A 19,727-nucleotide genomic window follows, 5' to 3' on the forward strand; every position below is an offset into this window, starting at 1 on the left:
AATTGGAGAATATGGATTATGATTTACGTTCCGTACAAGAAGCAAGAAATCTGGCAAGACTCGGAAAAATTGCGGCAGAGCAGATTGCTGATTATACCGAAGAGCAAATAAATAGGATTTTGTGCAATATGGTAAAGGTAGCAGAAGAAAATTCAGTTTGTCTAGCCAAGATGGCCGTTGAAGAAACTGGTTTTGGAAAAGTTGAGGATAAGACTTATAAAAATCATATGGCTTCTACTTTGGTGTATAATGCCATTAAAGATATGAAGACCATTGGTGTTATTCGCGAAGATGAGGTTGAAAAGGTAATTGATATTGCTGAGCCAGTTGGTTTGATAATGGGAATTGTACCTTCTACAAATCCAACATCAACTGCTATTTTCAAAGCAATAATTGCAGTTAAGTCACGTAATGCAATTGTGTTTTCACCACATCCTGCTGCACTAAAATGTACAATGAAGGCAATAAACCTTATGAATGACGCTGCAGTAGCGGCAGGAGCGCCTGCCAATATTATCAGTAGTCTTTCTACCCTATCTATTGGGGCTACAAATGAGTTAATGAAATGTAAAGAAGTTGCTCTAATTATTGCAACTGGTGGCCCAGGAATGGTAAAGGCCGCTTATAGTGCGGGTAAACCTGCATTGGGTGTTGGTGCTGGTAACTCTCCGGCTTATATTGAGAAAACTGCTAATGTTGCGCAAGCAGTTAGGAATATTATGGCAAGTAAGACTTTTGACTATGGAACTATTTGTGCATCTGAACAGTCTATAATTGTTGAAGAGTGCAACCATGATCAAGTAGTGGCTGAACTTAAGAAGCAGGGCGGTTATTTTATGACAGCTGAAGAAACTGCAAAAGTTTGTGCTTTGTTATTTAAGAATGGACACACTATGAGTGCCAAATTCGTAGGAAGATCTCCTCAGGTTATTGCGACTTCTGCAGGTATTTCCATTCCTGAGGGAACTAAGGTTCTTATAGGTGAGCAGCAAGATGTTGGTGAGGCTTATCCGCTGTCCTTCGAAAAACTCACAACGGTATTAGCTTTTTATACAGTGAAAGATTGGCACGAGGCATGCGAGCTTAGCATCAAATTACTTCAGAACGGAATCGGACACACTATGAGTATTCATACAGAAGACAGAGATATTGTAATGAAGTTTGCTAAAAAACCAGCAGCTCGTATTTTAGTCAATACTGGTGGAACCCAAGGTGGTACCGGTGCAAGCACAGGACTTATACCTTCATTTACACTAGGTTGCGGTACATGGGGAGGAAGTTCTGTTTCAGAAAATGTTACTCCAATGCATTTGATTAATATAAAAAGAGTTGCATATGGCATTAGGGATTGCAGTACATTAGCTTCCGCAGATCCGACTTTTAATCACCCTGAATTCTCTGGTAGTTGTGGAGTTCAGAATGCCGTAGCATGCGGTTCTATAAGTCCTGACTCATATGCAGCTGCATCTAAGAACGATTGCACTGATAATGAAAAGCTTTTGAAGCTGGTAAATGAACTAGTAAATGCAATGAAGGGAGCCAACTAAAATGGAAAAGTATGATGCTGTCCTGAAGCTTTTACTGGAGGCGGCTCAATCTAACTTGAATTTTGCTGATGTGAAAGAGCATATGTATGAAATACCAGTTGGGGTTTCCAATCGCCATATTCACCTCTCGCAGGCAGATGTAAACAGTCTGTTCGGGGAAGGATATCAGTTGACAAAAAGTAAAGATTTGTCACAGCCTGGACAGTATGCATGTAAAGAAACAGTGACAATCTGCGGTCCAAAGGGCGCCATTGAGAAAGTTAGAATTCTTGGTCCAGTGCGTAGTAAGACGCAGGTGGAAGTTTTGACAGGAGATTCCTTTAAACTTGGCACCGTTTCACAAGCAAGGCTATCAGGGAATTTACAGGGAACACCCGGAATTACGCTAATTGGTCCCAAGGGATCTGTTCAGACTACAGAAGGTTTGATTGTTGCACAAAGACACATTCATATGACCATTGAAGACGCTAAGCGTTTCGGCGTGCATGACGGACAGATGGTATCCATTCAGATTAATGGACCACGCGGTGGTATTTACAATAATGTTGTCGTTAGAGCAAATGATGCTTCTGCACTAGAATGTCATATTGACACAGAAGAAGCAAATGCTATGAGTCTTAATTCCTTATCAAAAATTACAATTACAAAATAAAAAATTAGGAGGAAATAAAAATGAAATATGATGCATTAGGAATGATTGAAACAAAGGGTTTAGTTGGAGCTATTGAAGCTGCGGATGCAATGGTGAAAGCTGCAAATGTTTACTTAGTTGGTAAAGAATTTGTCGGTGGTGGTCTAGTAACAGTAATGGTAAGAGGCGACGTAGGTGCCGTAAAGGCAGCAACTGATGCTGGTGCTGCTGCAGCTCAGCGTGTTGGAGAACTGGTTTCTGTTCATGTTATCCCTCGTCCACATGTTGAAGTTGAAGGTATTCTTCCTAAAATGGTAAAGATGGAAGAAGAGGCAAAATAGATTCTGACCATCATTAGAGTAACTCATATAAATTATATTGGAATAATAGTGGTGTAATTTTCTACTGTAAAAAATTATAAATATAAATAAAAAATTAGGAGGAAATAAAAATGAAATATGATGCATTAGGAATGATTGAAACAAAGGGTTTAGTTGGAGCTATTGAAGCTGCAGATGCGATGGTGAAAGCTGCAAATGTTTACCTAGTTGGTAAGGAATTTGTTGGTGGTGGTCTAGTAACAGTAATGGTTAGAGGTGACGTAGGTGCTGTAAAGGCAGCAACTGATGCTGGTGCTGCTGCAGCTCAGCGCGTAGGCGAACTGATTTCTGTTCATGTTATCCCTCGTCCACATGCTGAAGTTGAAGCTATACTTCCTAAAACAACAAAGAGAGAAGAAGATGTAAAATAGATTAAAGATCGTCATTTAAACGCCATTATTAAAATAATGGCTAGTTATTAACTGTGGGACTGTTACAACACTAAAACTTTTTAGGCTGTAACAGCCCTGATTTTTTTGTCAAAAGTAAAATGAGCGTCCTAAAAGGACTGCAAGTTCCAAATTAAAGGAGAGCAAAATTATGAATCAAGTATTTGCACCAGGCTGCACTTTGATGTTATACAAACCGGTACTTGTAGATAAACTTAAAATGGTTATAGTCTCAGAGTTTGGCGAGATGCCCACGCTTTTGACTTGTTGTTTTCACGATGCTAAATTGGAGCACGGTACACGAGTAATTACTGTATGTTCAGCCTGTGACAAAAGTTATAGAGAATTATATGAAGGAATCACAACGGTATTATTTTGGGAGGTACTGGCCGATAGTGTGACTTTTAATTTTCCTGACTATAAAGGCGTAGAAATGGCTGTACAAGATACTTGTTACAGTCGCACAGAGGAAAGATACCTGAACGCCATTCGCAAATTGTTAGCGAGAATGAATATAAAAATTATTGAGCCTGAATTAACACGAGCCAAATCAATTTGTTGTGGGGACAATTTTTATGGAAAGTTGCCTGTAGAACAAGTCAATGAGTTTATGAAAAAACGTGCACAGCAAATGCCTTGTGAGGAAGTTGTGGTTTCTTGTGTTTCCTGCATCAAATCCATGTATATTGGAGGCAAAAAACCACGATTTATTATTGATTTGTTGTTTAGCGAAGATACACTAACAGATAATTATGAAACTCAGGGTTGGCACAAACAGATGGAAGACTTTATTGAGGCACATTAAAATACACAAATAAGGCTTATACAAGCCTTATTTGTGTTTATAGATGTTTCATATAATTATACTATCACATTCAATCCTTGGATTTTGACGCACATTCACATTTTCTATAGGTATTGGGTGTCATGTTCATCTTCGCACAGAATACCCTGTTAAAATAAGATGGATCCGAGAAGCCACATTCAATTGAAATACGATAAGCCGGATAATTAGTTGTCTCCAGTAACCTGCAAGCATATTGAATTTTCAGATTATTAACATAATCTGTAAATGCCACATCTGTATCCTTTTTAAAAACATGGCTGAAATATTTTGGATTCATAAAAGCCTTAGATGCAAGCATTTCCAAAGTCAATCTTTCCCTAAAATGCTCTTTAATATATTTTACAGATTCCTCTATAAAGCTATGAAGATATTCCTTACGTTCTGTGATCTTTTCTTCAGGAATTTCATCCAACAGCACATGACATTCGCCTGCCGAGTCCAGCATTTTGCGGAAAATCTCTTTGAAGATGGTGGGTTTGATAGGCTTTAATTGGTATTCAAAAACCCGAAGTTTAATGGCTTTCTGTGCATAGGGGAAGTCCGAGTATGCGGACAAAATGGTAATACAAGCGTTAGGTAGAAATTTTCTGATTTCCTCAATGGCGCTTAGACCATCCATTTCAGGAATCATCACATCCATTATGATAATATCCGGTCGATACTGCTTTGCAAGCCTTACGGCCTCAACTCCGCTTTCACAGGTCAGTAGTTTATCCTCCGGTAAAAGTTCCTCAAGCACAACTGTTTTGAGGAAATCTTGTTCAAGCATTTCATCTTCTACAATCAAGACCACACTCATGGCGTTAACCTCCCAATAGGCTGGGTGGGAATAGTTATGGTAACGGTACTTCCACTATAATCAGACTTTACTATTTTAAGTCCATATTGTTCTCCGTAATATTGTTTTAAACGCTTGTCTGTATTCCAAAACCCTAAACCCGATTTATTTTCTAATTGTTGCGTGTTCTGCAAAAAATCCTTTGGAAAACCGTTTCCATTATCCATAATAGAAATAACGATCTCGTTTTTATATATTTCCGCGTAAATACTAATTTTGCCTCCGTCACGCTTGGGAGTGATGCCGTGGATTACAGCGTTTTCAACAATGGGCTGAATCACCATGTTGGGGATTCTGTAAGACTTAATATTCTCAGGGATGTCGGTGTCATACACCAGACGGTTTTTAAATCTTACCTTTTGGATATACAGATATTTTGTCATGTTGTCAATTTCGGCACCGATGGTATGAAGCTGGTTATCTTGCTTTAAATTGTACCTGAGCAAATCGGAAAGGCAATAGATAAGCTCCTCCGTTTGGGAATGCTCAAAATACGCAATGCGGGCGATACAGTTCAAGGTATTAAACAAAAAATGTGGATTAACCATCAGAGACATGTTTTTCGCTTCTAGATCGTTAATCTTTTTCTCTAGTATTTCCCTTTCAATAGATAACCTTACATCTAGATTTGCATGACTTATGCTTTGGGATAAGTCGAGAGAAATATTTTTAGCAATATGACCGCACAACTGCTCATGTATTTGAATTTTATTTGATTCCACGGTTTTAAGCGAGGAAATCGATTTGGCGATAAACTCCAATTCCGGACCTTTTGCCTCTTCTAGGGACTGGACATTAATCATGAGTTTTTGATATTCGTTACCTTGCAAATATGATTGTACTCCAGCTACATAACCCAAAATCTCATCCTGAACCATTATTGGGTAAAGGATGTTTTCAAGCCCATGCCTACAAACGAATCTATCCTGGGCGTTAGGCTTAAGCCTACATCTGTAGTCGGTGCATACCTGACCTATACTTTCCTGGCACATATAGGTACAAAAATGGGGAGATGGAATAAACTCAAATAAAATATCGCCATTTGTATCTATCAAAAACACTGGAAGATCTGACAGTGATAAAATACTCATATAGCGTGTATATAAGTTATTGGAGGCTATTAATTTTTCCAGCAGATTATTAGTTTTATTCATGCTTTCAGCACACCTTTTCCGCCATGTAATTTATATTCAAAAGAAGTAAATTATGTGAAGTTCTATAGGCAGGAAAATCTCTTTTGAATCTGGGTATGGCTTTTTAATTATTATTAGTATAATGTACAATAGTATAAAAGTAAATAACTAATCCTATGTTATTTTGGATTATTTTGTCGAAAAAAAGAGAGGGTAAAACTTAGGTTTTTGCCTTTTTTTATTTTCCCTCAATATTTGTCAATAACACTTTTTATAAATACTAATCAGATCTTCCTTAGAAGGCTGTCTGGGACTCGTGGGAGTACACCTATCAAGCAAGGCTGTTTCGGCCATATGATCCAGAGCGCTTTCAAACTCCTTTTGATCAATTCCAAGAGCACGAATATTATCTTCCACCCCAAGTGCTTTTTTCAGTCTACCTACAGCTTGTATGAAATTAACAGCTCCTTCACGGTGAGTCCGGGCCGGAAGTTGCAGAATCGTTGCCAGTTTTGCGTATCTGATCGTAGCATAATCGTTGGCACTTCCCCTTAAGTCGGCGTTGTATTCCATCACCGCATTAAGTAATAGCGCATTGGAGCGACCGTGCGCAATGTGAAAAGTTGCACCTATGGCGTGGGATAGACTGTGGTTGATGCCAAGATTCGAATTTGTAAATGCCATTCCTGCCATGCAGGAAGCGTTTTGAACACGATCTCTGGCATCGGAATCCTTCACGTCTTTATAAAGTTTCTCAATGTTCTCGAAGATCAGTTTGACTGCCTTTTCTGCAAGAGCATCTGTAAAGTCCGTTGCGTTTGTAGAAACATAGGCCTCGATGGCATGAACCAGAACATCTATGCCCGTATCCACCACCACCCGAGTAGGAACATGCTGAATACAGGTAGAGTCAAGTATGGCAATGTCTGGTGCGATAAACTCGTCTACGATGACTACCTTTTCCACACCGGAAGTAATAACGGCGAAGTCCGTTACTTCCGAGCCCGTTCCACTTGTAGAGGGAATCGCAATAAATAGTGGTTTTTTCATTTCACGACCCGCGGAGCTCTCTAACTTCCACGAAAAATACAGAATTCCCTTGGCAGTATCAATAGCTGAGCCTCCGCCCATTGCAACTAGGACATCAGCATCGCTTTCTCCGTATAGCTTAAGTCCCTCCGCAATTACATTGACATCAGGATCAGGGCGCACCCCAAAAAAAACAACAGAGCTTATTCCAGCTTTTAACAGGTAATCTACCACATTTTGAAGATATCCTAGCTTTTCCATTATGGAATCTGAAACAATAAATGCTCGGGAGCCAGTAATCTGTTCTAAAACCTGTATGGATTGTTTATTAAAATAAACCTTGGATTTCAGTTTAAAATTGTCTTCCATGATTTTTACCTCCTATTTTTTGCTACTATAGTAAGCCTTATTTTTATTAATCTAAATTACCGATAATATATGATATCATGCAAAACAATTAGTTTATTGCAGATTCAATATATAGTTTTAGCACTATTGTATCCAGTTAAAAGTAGCAATTGTACAATATTGATTTTATTGTACAATTGCTACTTTAAAGTTGTAATTTTTCCGTTTTTTCTTTTTTGAGATATAAATATGCTATAATAATAAAATATTAAGCATTTATTCTGCTAAAATACCCTTTACAAGTATGAATCTGTGTAATAGACTATTATAAAGTAATAAATAGATATATGAGTGGTGGAATTATTAATGAAAATGGAAGAATTAGTACAAAAAAAACTGCAACTGGTTTTTAATGATGATAGCATTATATTCGACAAATCACGTTTTGCTGGCGGACTTACCAATTATAACTATCTTATGAATATTAAGGGGATAGAATATGTTGTAAGGCAACCGGGCGGCATGACCAATGAGATGATCGACCGAAAAATTGAAAAGATCAACAATCGCATGGCCACGGAGTTTGGTTTGAATTCTGAGTGCGTTTATTTTGATGAGGTAAGCGGGATTAAAATCAGTGTATACATTAAAAATAGCAAAAACATTGCGATTTCGGATCCGTGCTCTATCACAAATTTGAGAGCTGTTTCTGGTCTGCTTAAAAAAAGCCATTTCAACCCAAATCATTTTCCAAATACCTTTGATTGGCAAATGGAGCTTACTAAATATGAACAGATTATTCAAGAGCTTAATGGAGGTTTTTTCTTTGACTACGCTGAATTGAAAAAGCAATTGCTTGATTTTATGAAAAAGAATATTAAAAATACAATATCTGTTCCCTGTCATAACGACACAGTACCTGAAAACTTTGTGGTGGGTGACAATGGCAGAACTTACCTAGTAGACTGGGAATATTCTGGAATGAACGACCCAAGCTGGGATGTGGCTGCATATATTCTTGAATCAAGATTGACCGAAGAGGCAATTCAATATTTTCTTTTGGACTACTATGGCCAACTTTTGACGTCAGAAGAAGTATTAAAAATAAAATGCTTTATGATGGCGCAGGATTTGCTTTGGATGGTATGGGCCATGATTAGACATTACAGCGGCGACGATTTTCTCGACTACTGCAGTGTCAGATACGAACGTTTTCAGAAGAATATAAGGGCAATCACTGTTTCGTCAGATTATTCCATTGCCGATATGGTAAAGAATTAGAAAGCCATAACGGTTGTTTTTGAAAGTTTGTTTTTATATCTGAACTGTACCCCATTGAATAGATACAACTGAGAAAGAGTTGTGTCCATTCAATGGGGTGATTTTTTTTTGCTAAACAAACAACAATGGAGATGATTTCCTCTTATAGCGACTTGATTAAAACTATTAGTGCAATAAAGTAACGATAGTACAAAAACCTCAAAAAACTGGCGGATATAATGCATTAAAATATTGCACTTTATGCCATGAAAAAAATGATTATTAAGCTATATTAATAATAGGGTGTAATAGTAAGCTACAGGTGGCAAAATATTGCTAAAGAAAACGGTTTCTGATTTTTTGTTCAATAAGGTTAAATAAACTCTGCAAAAAAATTTCTAATGACTATGTGAAAATAATGGAGGAGCATTTTTATGAAATGAAAGAAATTATAAAAATGGTCATTACAAATTATAATTTAATGATATTAAATTAAAAGTATTTAAAAGAAGGGGGTTTTGTTTATGAGCGAAGTGACAGTAGCAGTTAATGCGTCTGCAGTTGCTGCTAAAAAGAAGTTAACATCACAATTTTACAAAAAGGGTATCTCAATCGCTTTATTCTCAGGTCTTATGTATGGATTCTATTCAGCATTTTTGACCTTAGGTATGTCTAAAGGGGTTTGGGGTGACTGGTATGGTCTTAACACAGCCGGTTTATCTGCTTTTGCTATCACATATTTACTAGGTGCAATTGGTAGTGCGGTAAATGATACTTGTAGTGCTGTTTGGGCATTACTTTATGCAGGGTTTAAAGGTAAGCTTGGGGATTTCTTTAGATGTATTAATACTACCCCAGGTCGTGTAATGATTTTAGCAGCTCTTATAGGAGGTCCTATTTCCAGCACAGCATATGTTGTTGGTCTTCAGATGGCTGGATCAATTGTTATTCCTATTACTGCCCTTTGCCCAGCTATTGGTGCTATTTTAGGTAGAATATTATACAAACAAAAATTAAACAAGCGTATGATGTTAGGTATTGCTATTTGTGTTATTGCTAGTTTTATGATTGGAAGTACAAGCATTGCTGGAGATGCACCAAAAGGTATGTTCCTGGGTGTTTGTATTGCTTTCATCGCTGCTCTTGGTTGGGGTTTTGAAGGTTGTGTAGCTGGTTACGGTACATCTATGATTGACTCTGAGATTGGTATTACTATACGTCAGACAATATCAGGTATTTCAAACTTAATTATTTTAATCCCTATTTTTGGTATGATGGCAGGTAGTACTAAGCTTTCAACAGGCCTTGTTGTTCAGGCCTTTACAAGTGGTCCTGCTATGATTTGGTTTGCCTTAAGTGGTCTTTGTGCATTCGTTTCATATATGAGCTGGTATAAGGGTAACAGTATGTGCGGTGCCGCTCTCGGAATGGCGTGTAATGGTACATACTCATTCTGGGGACCATTCTGCTGCTGGATAATACTTGGTGTATTCAACGGTATGAAAGGCTGGTCATTACCTCCTATCGCTTGGGTTGCTGCTTTATTAATGGTATTTGGTATCTTAGTAATCTCTATGAATCCAATGGATTTGTTCAAAAAAAAGGAGGTAAATATGTATGAAAGCGCTTAACTATGCGATTTTGAAGCATTTTACAAAAGTTAAAGAAGCTTGCGCTGAAGACGTTATTGAAGTTTTAAAAGGCGAATATTGTAATTTCAAAGCCCTTAACAGAGATGATGTAATCACAGCATTAATGACAGCTGAAGCTAATGGTCTCCTTGAAGAAACTAGGTTTGAAATGGATAAAGCCAATGTCTTAAGGGTTTACTATCATGCAAATGAAGAAGGGGCAGTTACAATTAATAAATACATTAAAGATTAATAATTTGATTTAGGATTTGAATTCTATAAGTTCAAATTGTATATATAAAAAATAAAATAATTATGACACAATCGGCCACGTAATGGAGTTAATATCCACTATGTGGCCATTTTGGTCTAATTAAAAATAAATAAAATGAAATGAAATTAAATATTTTACGAAAATGCTTGAAACGCAATTTCAAACATGTTAATATAAGAATATAATATAAAACGTTTTCAAAAAACAAATGATAAGTAATATAGGAGGTAAAATATGGACAAATTAAACTTAAAAAAACTAACTACAGAAAGTAGAAATGAAAATACCATGGACATAGATAGAATTTCAACTTTAGAAATGGTAAAAGTAATAAATAATGAAGATAAAAAGGTAGCTGAAGCTGTAGAAGTGGAACTTCCTAAAATAGCAGAAGCCATAGATTGTATAACTTTAAGAATGAATAAAGGTGGGAGATTAATTTATATAGGCGCAGGAACTTCCGGAAGACTTGGAATTTTGGATGCATCGGAGTGTCCACCTACTTTTGGAATTTCAGAAGAAATAGTACAAGGTATTATCGCAGGAGGTACAGAAGCCATATTTAGAGCAAAGGAAGGTGCTGAGGATTCCAAGGAATTGGCAGTAAAAGATTTAAAGGATAAAAATATCACAGAGAATGATACAATAGTAGGACTTGCAGCATCTGGTAGAACCCCATATGTTATAGGGGGCCTGGAGTATGCAAATGAAATAGGAGCATTAACAATTTCAGTTACTTGTAATGCTAATTCACAAGTTTCAAAGACCGCAAAAATATCAATAGCACCGGTAGTTGGAGCAGAAGTTGTAACAGGATCCACAAGACTCAAATCAGGAACAGCTCAAAAACTAGTATTAAATATGTTATCAACAGGAGCTATGATAAAGCTAGGAAAAGTATATGGCAACCTTATGGTAGATGTAAAATCAACAAATGAGAAATTAACGCAGAGAGCTAAGCTAATAGTTTGCGAAGCAACGGGAATAGATATTGAAGAAGCAACAGAAGTATTAAATGAAACAGATTTTGATGTTAAGCTAGCAATATTCATGATATTATCAAAGCTTAATAAAAAGGAAGCGAAAATTACATTAGATCAAAATAATGGATATATAGCAAAAGCGCTAAAAAACATTTAAAAAGGAGGAAAATATTATGACAAATATAGATATTGCTAAAAATTTAGTGGAGCTGGTTGGAGGAAAAAGTAATATAAAATCTGTTACACATTGTATGACCCGTTGTAGACTAGAACTTAAAGATTATTCAAAGGCAAAAATAGAAGAAATAAAAAAATCTGAAGGAGCTCTTGGGGTAGTTGAAGACGAGGGACAGCTACAAGTTATTTATGGACCAGGAAAGGTAAATAAGGTAACTGAAGAGGTAAGTAAAATACTTGGAAAAAATATAGTTATAGGGGAAGATGCAGTAGCAGAAACTAAAACTAAATTAAAACAAAAGAATAATACTAAGTTTAAAAATATGCTTAAAAGATTAGGAAGTATATTTATTCCATTAATACCATTATTCGTTGCCTGTGGACTAGTCCTTGCAGTAAATAATATAGCAGGAGTTTACTTTGGTAATGCGTATAAAGCCACAACAGCAGCTCAAATAATAGGACTTATAGGGAATGGTGTATTCTCTATTCTATCAATTTTAGTTGGAGTAAATGCAGCTAAGGAATTCGGCTCACAAATGCCAATGATGGGTGGAGTATTAGGTGGAATTCTTTCATCAACAGCACTTGCAAAGATAACCCTTTTTGGAAAAGCATTAACTCCAGGACGTGGGGGAATTATTTCAGTAATACTAGTAGTGCTTTTAGCTTGTTATATTGAAAAGGCTTGTAGAAAATTTGTGCCAGATGTATTAGATTTATTCGTTACACCACTGGTTACACTTACAATTTCAGTTTTAGTAGCATTATTAATACTTCAACCAATAGGTGGATTTATTTCAGATAGTATAGGACTCGTAGTAAAACAAACAATAGCATCAGATAATATATTAATATCAGTTATATCAGGAGCAATATCGGGAGGGCTATTTTTACCACTGGTTATGACTGGAATGCACCAAGCGTTAACTCCAATACATGCAGATTTAATAGCTAATGTTGGATTTACAGTATTACTTCCAATACTCGCAACAGCTGGAATGGCACAAGTAGGAGCAACGATCGCAGTACTCCGAAAAACGAAAAATGAAAGATTAAAGAAGGTAGCTAAAAATGGATTAGTACCGGGGTTTTTAGGAATAGGAGAACCATTAATATATGGTGTAACATTACCACTTGGAAAGCCATTTCTTGGGGCTTGTCTTGGAGCAGCAGTAGGTGGAGCGGTGATGGCATTATTTAAGGTAGGAGCCGTTGCAATTGGTGTATCAGGATTACCACTGGCATTATTAATTGCAAATGGAAAAATGGGAGTATTTTTAATAGGAGTATTAGTATCATATGCAGGTGGATATTTCTTTACTAGCATATTAGGCTTTGAAGATCCAGTGGATTAAAAGGTTAGAGAGTTTATAAAAAGACCCGAAAGGGTCTTTTTATAAATTAAAGTTAATAATGATTTTAAGGAGGAATTTTTATGAGTTACGGTATTTCAATTTATTTTGGGCTGGACAATACAAGGGAAGAAAATATAAAGTTGTTAAAGGATGCTCATGAACTGGGGTTTACTAGAATATTTACCTCACTTCATGTACCGGAGGCAGATTATAGCATCTTAAAGACTGAGGCGCGTGAATTTTTTAAGTTAGCTAAAAAATATAATATGGATATAATAAGTGATATTTCTCCTAATACTTTTAAGTTTTTAGACTTGAATGATATGGATTTGAAGGGACTCGGCTATATGGGGGTTAAGACTATAAGAATAGATTTTGGATATACAGTAGAAGAAATATCTAAAATGACCCAAAATCCTTATGGTATTAAAATTCAACTAAATGCATCCACAATAACTGAAGAGTTTTTTGAAAATCTAGATATATATTCGCCTAACTATAAAAATGTTGATGCATTACATAATTTTTACCCTAGAGTAGGTACGGGTATTTCAGAAGAATGTATGAAAGAGAAAAATACTATTTTAAGTAAAAGAGGAATTAGAGCTTCTGCTTTTGTAGGATCCAATAATAGAAAAAGAGGTCCTGTACGTGATGGATTGCCTAGCTTAGAAGATCATAGAGGTATAGAGGTACGAGAAGCTGCAAATCATTTATATATCCTGGGAAATAAATCTATATTTATTGGAGATTCACTACCAAGCAAAAGAGAATTAGAGGATTTATCAGCTCTAAGTCCAGATGCAGTAGAGCTTTGTATAGAATTAAAAGAATATGATAGTGTAACCCTAAGATTACTTAATGAAACTTACACCAATAGAACAGATGAGGCTAGAGACGCTATAAGAGCTAGTGAAAGTAGATTACTTCTTAAGGGAGATAAAATAAAGGCATTAAATACAGTAGATAAGAATTATGGAGATATCACTATAGATAACGAAAATTACATGAGATATATGGGGGAATTGCAAATATTAAAATGCAGCCAAAAGGGTGATTATAGGACAAATGTTGTAGCTTCTGTTTTACAAAAGGATATTTATCTATTAAAATATATAAAGGGTGGTAAGAAATTTTACTTTAATATAATAAATAGAGTTAAAATCTAATTTAATAGGGATGCGAGATTATGAATGTATTACAGTATATAAAGCAAAATTACGATAGCTTTACAGATAGTGAAAAATTAATAGCAGATTATTTATTAGAAACTAAGGAAAGTATTATAACAATGTCCGCTAAGGATATAGCGTGTATTACAAAAACATCGGCTCCAACAGTTGTTAGGTTTGCTAAAAAAATAGGGTTCAACAGCTTAAATGAAATGAGGCTTAAATTATATATAAGTTTAGATAAGATGGATCAAGCTACTGAGTTTCAATATCTAGATAAAGATTTAGGAACAAAAAATATAATTTATACAATAAAAAATTCAATAGATTCTATTATGCAGGAGACAGTTAATTTGTTAAGTGAAGAAGACCTAGATAAGGCAATAGAACTGCTTATAAATGCAAAAAACATATATATCTTTAGTGTAGGAGTATCAGCTTTAGTAGGTCAAGATTTTTATTATAAGTTAAGCAGAATAAATAAGAGATGCATATCACATACAGATACCCATTTGCAAATAACAACATCTATATTAATGGAACCAGGTGATGTAGCAATAGCAATATCCTATTCAGGTGAAACAAGGGAAGTTATCAAATGTGTAGAGAATGCAAAAAAAAGGAAAGTTCCAGTAATAGCAATAACAAAGGCTAGTGTAAATAATAAGATAGCTGATCTCTCAGATGTGGTGTTACGTGTGCCAGCAGTAGAAAAATCTTTGAGGGAAGGTGCAATGAACTCGAGAATATCACAGCTAGCAATAATAGACATGTTATTTATAGGAATGGTTAGAAATAATATAAAAGAAGTAGAGGAAAAATTAATTGAAACAAGAGAAGCAGTTAAAGAAATGTATAAGTAGGGGTATAATAAGCTTCCTCAATTTCACATAATTTCACATGATTATTCAATAATAATAATACCAATTGGTGTAAGTGCTCAAACATTAACAACTAAAACTGAAATATGAGGGGAATGTAGCTTGATTTGTATAACCAAATCTAGCTACATTCTTCTTTTGTATTAGTAAATGGTAGTTTAAAATATACGCTTAAAAAGTAATGTAAATGGACAATTTATGATTGCAAGTAAAACAATACGGGGTAGTCAGATTGATATTATTTCTAATGTAATTTTAGCAAAGAACCTTTTTAAGAGAAAGTGAATTTTAAATTGTTTGAATTATTAATTCCTCTAATTGTAATCTTGGTCTTTGTGATGGGTTTTGGTCGGGGTACCCTATAGGTAATAATGCTACCACATCATATCTTTCATCAAGCTCAAGAATTTCCTTTGCTTTTTTACTGTTAAACATCATTATCCAACAACTTCCAAGACCTAAGTCTACAGCCCTCAAAGCTATGTGTTCTAGTGCTATTGTTGCATTTAAAAACAAATATGATTTTAGGCTTTCTTCATCCATTTCTTTTTTTCTTTTTTCTAAAGCATCTGAATCTTTACTCATGTTAGCAAGTGGTGTATCTATAAAAGCATTTGCTTCAATTAATTCCTTTGTTCGAGCATTTGTTGTAGTTAAAACTTGTTTGTCTATACAACACACTATAATTAATGGTGCCCTTGTTACAAAAGGTAATGGAGTACACTGCGCAAGTTTTGATCTAGCCTCCAGACTTTTAATTATTACATAACGGGTAGCCTGCAAGTTGCTTCCTGATGGTGCAAGTCGTCCGGCTTCAATGAGTTCTGTTATATATTGATCAGGAATAGGATCAGGTTTAAATTTTCTTATACTTCTTCTAGATTTTATAGTTTCAATTAATTCCATTTATAACACTCCTCCTATAATATAGAAAAGATATATATATTTTTACATCAATTATATGGTATTACAATAAACTGTGCTGGAAAAGAAATGGGTTTAAGCGCATTTATACCCTATTAAGCGAAACCTAAACACATAATATTGTACAATTGTTTTATTATTCAATTATACATCATATTATTTTGCTAAAAGTAGTTTTCAAAGAAAATATTATTAAAAATATCTATTGACATTAACGCTACGTAAATGTGTACAATAATCTTGTAAGGAGATGAGCGTATGGAATATACAGTGCAAAAGTTAGGAAAGCTCGCAGGTGTGAGCACCAGAACACTTAGGTATTATGATGAAATAGGAATTCTGAAGCCGGCAAGAATTAATTCGTCAGGATATCGAATTTATGGTGAAAAAGAGGTTGATAGGTTACAGCAAATACTGTTTTACAGAGAACTCGGTGTGAGTTTAGATAGTATAAAGGAAATAGTAACTGCACCTTCCTTTAATGCAGCTAATGCACTTATAGAACATCGTGAAAAGCTCCTGGAAAAAAGAAATCAATTGGATACTTTAATAGCAAATGTAGATAAAACAATAGCAATAACTGGAGGGGAAATTAAAATGAGTGATAAAGAAAAATTTGAAGGCTTTAAGAAAAACATGATTGATGATAATGAGAAAAAGTATGGTAGTGAAATAAGAGAAAAGTATGGCAAGGATACAATTGAAAAATCAAATGCAAAGGCAATGAACATGACACAGAAGCAGTACGATGAGGTGACAAAGCTTGCGAGCCAGGTGACAATCACCCTAGCTGAAGCTTTTAAAAATGGCGACCCTGCAAGTGATATAGCACAAGAGGCAGCGGACTTGCACAAAAAATGGCTTACCTACTATTGGAGTGAGTATAGCAAGGAGGCACATGCTGGGCTCGCTCAAATGTATGTTGATGATGAAAGATTCACAGCGTACTATGATAAAGAACAACCTGGTACGGCAGCTTTTTTAAGAGATGCAGTTCTCATCTACACAGGTATGAAAAAATAATAAAAAAGCTGTTATTACCTCAAAGGTTGCAGCATTAATTGAAAAATATTTTTTTTTGTAAAAGGGTGCCTATTTGGCATCCTTTTAGTTGATGGAGGACGATGGAAATCTCGTTCAGAGGTATTGGGTAGAGTTATAAGGTAAAATTGTTGACTACTAGAATTGACACAAAGGAAGGATGAGTTACTTGAGTATTTTTGAAACCGGCATGTTAATTTGCTTTGGATTAGCTTAGCCAGCAAACATTTATAAATCTATAAAATCACGTTCCACAAAGGGAAAAAGTGCAATGTTTTTGATTATAGTAATAGTGGGGTATATATTCGGAATTATACACAAAATATTATATAGCAGAGATATAATAATGATATTATATCTTATAAATTTTCTAATGGTATTAGTGGATCTTATATTGTATTATAAAAATAAAAAATATGAGGTTTAAAATTGTATTTCTATTAGAGGAAGCCGCCATTTAATAAGGACTTAATGATTCTATAATGACAGAAAAAGTAAAGCGTGCATTGGTTAATCAAAAGGTTGCTTTCAAGCCTAAGTGAGTGTAGTTTCTTGAAAAAGAAATAGCACAATGAACTACGTTAGATGATTGGTTAAAGACGTACCTTTAGATGTACTTCAGTCTGAAGCCCTACGATAGTTAGAAAGAAACGAACCTAAGGCAATTGCTATGGTTAGACACATCAAAACTCAATACACCACCATTTGACATTGGCAAGAAGAAAAATACCCATTAGGAGGATGACTAGAGATGGTCGAATATTCTTTTGTAGTGGACTTATCTGGCAACAGATTAAGTCCATGCAACAAAAACAAAGCATATTATCTTATTCGGAAAAACAAAGCTAAAATGCTTAATAAATTTCCAATGGTAATACAGCTACAAAAAATAGTTGAGGATGATAATATTGATGATGTTAAAAATTATCTTGGAATTGATGATGGAAGTAAAAATGTGGGCCTGGGAATAATTCAACAATGTAACACAAAGGTTAAAACAGTTTTCAAAGGAACTATAGAATTAAGGCAAGATGTTTCCACAAAAATGACTGTAAGAAAGGGCCATAGAACATATCATAGGTACCATAAAAGATATCGTGAAAAGAGGTTTGACAACAGACGCGCGTCTAAACGCAAGAATAGACTTGCGCCAACTATACTACAAAAGAAACAGTCTATATTAAGGGTTGTAAGTAAACTGTTAAAATGGACTAAGATAGATGCTATATATCTTGAAGATGTTCTTATAGACATAAGGGCTATGATTGAAGGCAAAAAGCTATACAAATGGCAGTATCAAAAGTCAAATAGACTTGATAATAATATTAGATTAGCTGTATTTATGAGAGATAACTTTAAGTGCGTAGATTGTAACTCTAACATGATGGATAGATATTTAACTAAAATTAAAGGTAAGAATTTGTATATTAGGCATCCAATGCATGTTATGCAAGGTAAAAAATATCTGCAAGTGGAACTTGGGAAAATAGCGCCACTATCTTTGACTACAGGCGCAGATACTGCAAATCATAGAATAGACTGGAATATAGAAAAAAGTCATTCTAATGATGCTTTAGTAGTTTGTGGCACTGAAATTAAAACTAAGGATATCAACATTAAAGAATGGCATATAAAACCTTTACGCAGAAAATCAAAGGGTGATATAGATAAAATTGTTGATGGATTTAGATTAAGAGATTATGTTAAATATACCAAGCGAAATGGCTTATGTTATATTGGATATATAACAGCATTATATCCAGATAAAAAACAGTTTAATATGACAACCAAAGATGATATTGTACTTAAAAGGTACGGGTTAAAAAGTCTTAATCTTATTTCAAGACCGAATAGTATAAGATTTTTATAAATTCAAAAAATAGAAAGTGAGGTGAATACTGGTTTTAAATTTAAATGGTTAGATATGTTTAGATATAAGAAACCAGGAATTATTATGGATAAAAAAATTAATGCTATGTATTTCAGTGCCACAGGTACAACTAAAAAAGTAGTATGTGGTATAGTAGAAAAAATATTAGGAGATATTGGTAAAGAAATGATTTCAAATAATGTTGATTTTACATTACCGGGAGTTAGGCAAGAAACAGTATCTTTTAAAGAAGAAGATGTTGTCATTATAGGTGTTCCGGTCTATGCAGGAAGAGTCCCTAATGTATTATTAAAATATTTAAACTCGATTAAAGGTAATGGCGCATTAGCAATTCCTGTAGTTGTTTATGGAAACAGAAATTATGATGATGCTTTAATAGAATTAAAAGAAATACTTGAACTAAACGGTTTTAGTGTTATTGCTGGGGGTGCATTTATTGGAGAACACGCATTTTCTAAAACGTTAGCTAAAAACCGACCAGATGCAGAAGATATGGACATAGTAAATGACTTTGCTAATCAAATACACACAAAAATAACAATTCAAGATAAAATTCAAGCTATATTTATAAAAGGAAACAAACCTTATAGAAAACATTATATTCCTAAAAATGAACAGGGTATTGCGGTTGACATTAGAAAGGTTACTCCAAAAACAAATAGCAATTGCAATGACTGTAAAATTTGTGCAAATATATGTCCTATGGGTTCTATAGATTTTGAAGATGTATCTAAGTTAAATGGAATGTGTATTAAATGTGGGGCGTGTGTTAAAAAATGTCCAATGAATGCAAAGTATTATGATGATGAAGATTATTTAAGACATAAATATGAATTAGAAATTGGTTGCGGTTATCGAAGAGAACCAGAATTATTTATATAAATTTAGATATTTAGGAGTCTATAGCAATAAAATGCAGAGGCGTGAAAGTGAAATAATGTCACTTAACGAGTCGTTAAAAATTATAAAGATTATGGATGGATTAAGGAAACA

The 19,727-nt window shown here is 34.7% G+C and carries 19 protein-coding genes; 15 read left to right on the forward strand and 4 right to left on the reverse strand.

What is annotated here, in order from left to right:
* Window positions 1-2: 2 nt before the first annotated feature.
* From G9F72_RS05590 to G9F72_RS05610, 5 genes are all read left to right on the forward strand, one after another.
* Window positions 3-1,547, forward strand: a complete 1,545-nt coding sequence (locus G9F72_RS05590; protein WP_164958828.1) for an acetaldehyde dehydrogenase (acetylating) — start codon at window positions 3-5, stop codon at window positions 1,545-1,547.
* A gap of 1 nt (window position 1,548) precedes the next feature.
* Window positions 1,549-2,199, forward strand: a complete 651-nt coding sequence (locus tag G9F72_RS05595) for a phosphate propanoyltransferase (RefSeq protein WP_164958829.1) — start codon at window positions 1,549-1,551, stop codon at window positions 2,197-2,199.
* A gap of 20 nt (window positions 2,200-2,219) precedes the next feature.
* Window positions 2,220-2,519 carry an ethanolamine utilization microcompartment protein EutM gene (eutM, locus tag G9F72_RS05600; RefSeq protein WP_164958830.1) on the forward strand — a complete coding sequence of 100 codons (300 nt, stop codon included), beginning with the start codon at window positions 2,220-2,222 and terminating at the stop codon, window positions 2,517-2,519.
* Window positions 2,520-2,629: 110 nt separating this feature from the next.
* A complete protein-coding gene (gene eutM / locus G9F72_RS05605) occupies window positions 2,630-2,929 on the forward strand; it encodes an ethanolamine utilization microcompartment protein EutM (RefSeq protein WP_164958831.1) in 300 nt (99 codons plus the stop codon).
* Between the two features lie 169 nt (window positions 2,930-3,098).
* Window positions 3,099-3,752, forward strand: coding sequence for a (Fe-S)-binding protein (locus G9F72_RS05610; protein ID WP_164958832.1), 654 nt, complete (start codon window positions 3,099-3,101; stop codon window positions 3,750-3,752).
* A 70-nt stretch (window positions 3,753-3,822) separates the two neighbouring features.
* Here the strand turns inward: G9F72_RS05610 and G9F72_RS05615 are convergent, their stop codons facing one another.
* The 3 genes from G9F72_RS05615 to G9F72_RS05625 all read right to left on the reverse strand — a co-directional run bounded on the left by G9F72_RS05615 (window position 3,823) and on the right by G9F72_RS05625 (window position 7,163).
* Window positions 3,823-4,593 (reverse strand): response regulator, encoded by a 771-nt coding sequence (locus G9F72_RS05615; protein ID WP_164958833.1) that lies wholly within the window; start codon window positions 4,591-4,593, stop codon window positions 3,823-3,825.
* Window positions 4,590-5,786 carry a sensor histidine kinase gene (locus G9F72_RS05620; RefSeq protein ID WP_164958834.1) on the reverse strand — a complete coding sequence of 399 codons (1,197 nt, stop codon included), beginning with the start codon at window positions 5,784-5,786 and terminating at the stop codon, window positions 4,590-4,592. Before G9F72_RS05620 ends, G9F72_RS05615 begins: the two co-directional genes overlap by 4 nt.
* A 237-nt stretch (window positions 5,787-6,023) precedes the next feature.
* Window positions 6,024-7,163, reverse strand: a complete 1,140-nt coding sequence (locus G9F72_RS05625; RefSeq protein WP_187356095.1) for a 1-propanol dehydrogenase PduQ — start codon at window positions 7,161-7,163, stop codon at window positions 6,024-6,026.
* A 345-nt stretch (window positions 7,164-7,508) separates the two neighbouring features.
* Between G9F72_RS05625 and G9F72_RS05630 the strand changes: the two genes are divergently transcribed.
* The 7 genes from G9F72_RS05630 (at window position 7,509) to G9F72_RS05660 (ending at window position 14,860) form a co-directional block, all read left to right on the forward strand.
* Window positions 7,509-8,423, forward strand: a complete 915-nt coding sequence (locus tag G9F72_RS05630; RefSeq protein ID WP_164958835.1) for a choline kinase family protein — start codon at window positions 7,509-7,511, stop codon at window positions 8,421-8,423.
* Between the two features lie 503 nt (window positions 8,424-8,926).
* Window positions 8,927-10,033 carry a hypothetical protein gene (locus G9F72_RS05635; RefSeq protein WP_164958836.1) on the forward strand — a complete coding sequence of 369 codons (1,107 nt, stop codon included), beginning with the start codon at window positions 8,927-8,929 and terminating at the stop codon, window positions 10,031-10,033.
* The gene (locus G9F72_RS05640; RefSeq protein WP_164958837.1) at window positions 10,020-10,286 is read left to right on the forward strand and encodes a hypothetical protein; all 267 of its coding nucleotides are present in this window, start codon (window positions 10,020-10,022) and stop codon (window positions 10,284-10,286) included. Before G9F72_RS05635 ends, G9F72_RS05640 begins: the two co-directional genes overlap by 14 nt.
* A gap of 255 nt (window positions 10,287-10,541) precedes the next feature.
* Entirely contained in the window at window positions 10,542-11,447 is a 906-nt protein-coding gene (gene murQ, locus G9F72_RS05645; RefSeq protein WP_164958838.1) for an N-acetylmuramic acid 6-phosphate etherase, read from the forward strand.
* A 16-nt stretch (window positions 11,448-11,463) separates the two neighbouring features.
* The gene (locus G9F72_RS05650) at window positions 11,464-12,825 is read left to right on the forward strand and encodes a PTS transporter subunit EIIC (protein ID WP_164958839.1); all 1,362 of its coding nucleotides are present in this window, start codon (window positions 11,464-11,466) and stop codon (window positions 12,823-12,825) included.
* 80 nt (window positions 12,826-12,905) lie between these two features.
* Window positions 12,906-13,994 (forward strand): DUF871 domain-containing protein, encoded by a 1,089-nt coding sequence (locus G9F72_RS05655; protein ID WP_164958840.1) that lies wholly within the window; start codon window positions 12,906-12,908, stop codon window positions 13,992-13,994.
* Window positions 13,995-14,014: 20 nt separating this feature from the next.
* Window positions 14,015-14,860, forward strand: coding sequence for a MurR/RpiR family transcriptional regulator (locus G9F72_RS05660; protein WP_164958841.1), 846 nt, complete (start codon window positions 14,015-14,017; stop codon window positions 14,858-14,860).
* A gap of 306 nt (window positions 14,861-15,166) precedes the next feature.
* On the opposite strand, the gene G9F72_RS05665 is transcribed toward G9F72_RS05660, so the two are convergent.
* A complete protein-coding gene (locus G9F72_RS05665; protein ID WP_164958842.1) occupies window positions 15,167-15,784 on the reverse strand; it encodes a nitroreductase family protein in 618 nt (205 codons plus the stop codon).
* 276 nt (window positions 15,785-16,060) lie between these two features.
* On the opposite strand from G9F72_RS05665, the gene G9F72_RS05670 reads away from it, so the two are divergent.
* The 3 genes from G9F72_RS05670 to G9F72_RS05685 all read left to right on the forward strand — a co-directional run bounded on the left by G9F72_RS05670 (window position 16,061) and on the right by G9F72_RS05685 (window position 19,616).
* The gene (locus tag G9F72_RS05670) at window positions 16,061-16,825 is read left to right on the forward strand and encodes a MerR family transcriptional regulator (RefSeq protein WP_164958843.1); all 765 of its coding nucleotides are present in this window, start codon (window positions 16,061-16,063) and stop codon (window positions 16,823-16,825) included.
* Window positions 16,826-17,594: 769 nt separating this feature from the next.
* Window positions 17,595-18,713, forward strand: coding sequence for an RRXRR domain-containing protein (locus tag G9F72_RS05680; RefSeq protein ID WP_164958844.1), 1,119 nt, complete (start codon window positions 17,595-17,597; stop codon window positions 18,711-18,713).
* Between the two features lie 84 nt (window positions 18,714-18,797).
* Entirely contained in the window at window positions 18,798-19,616 is an 819-nt protein-coding gene (locus G9F72_RS05685) for an EFR1 family ferrodoxin (RefSeq protein WP_164958845.1), read from the forward strand.
* Window positions 19,617-19,727 lie beyond the last annotated feature (111 nt).

It is taken from the genome of Clostridium estertheticum (genome assembly GCF_011065935.2).
Lineage (GTDB): Bacteria > Bacillota > Clostridia > Clostridiales > Clostridiaceae > Clostridium_AD > Clostridium_AD estertheticum_A.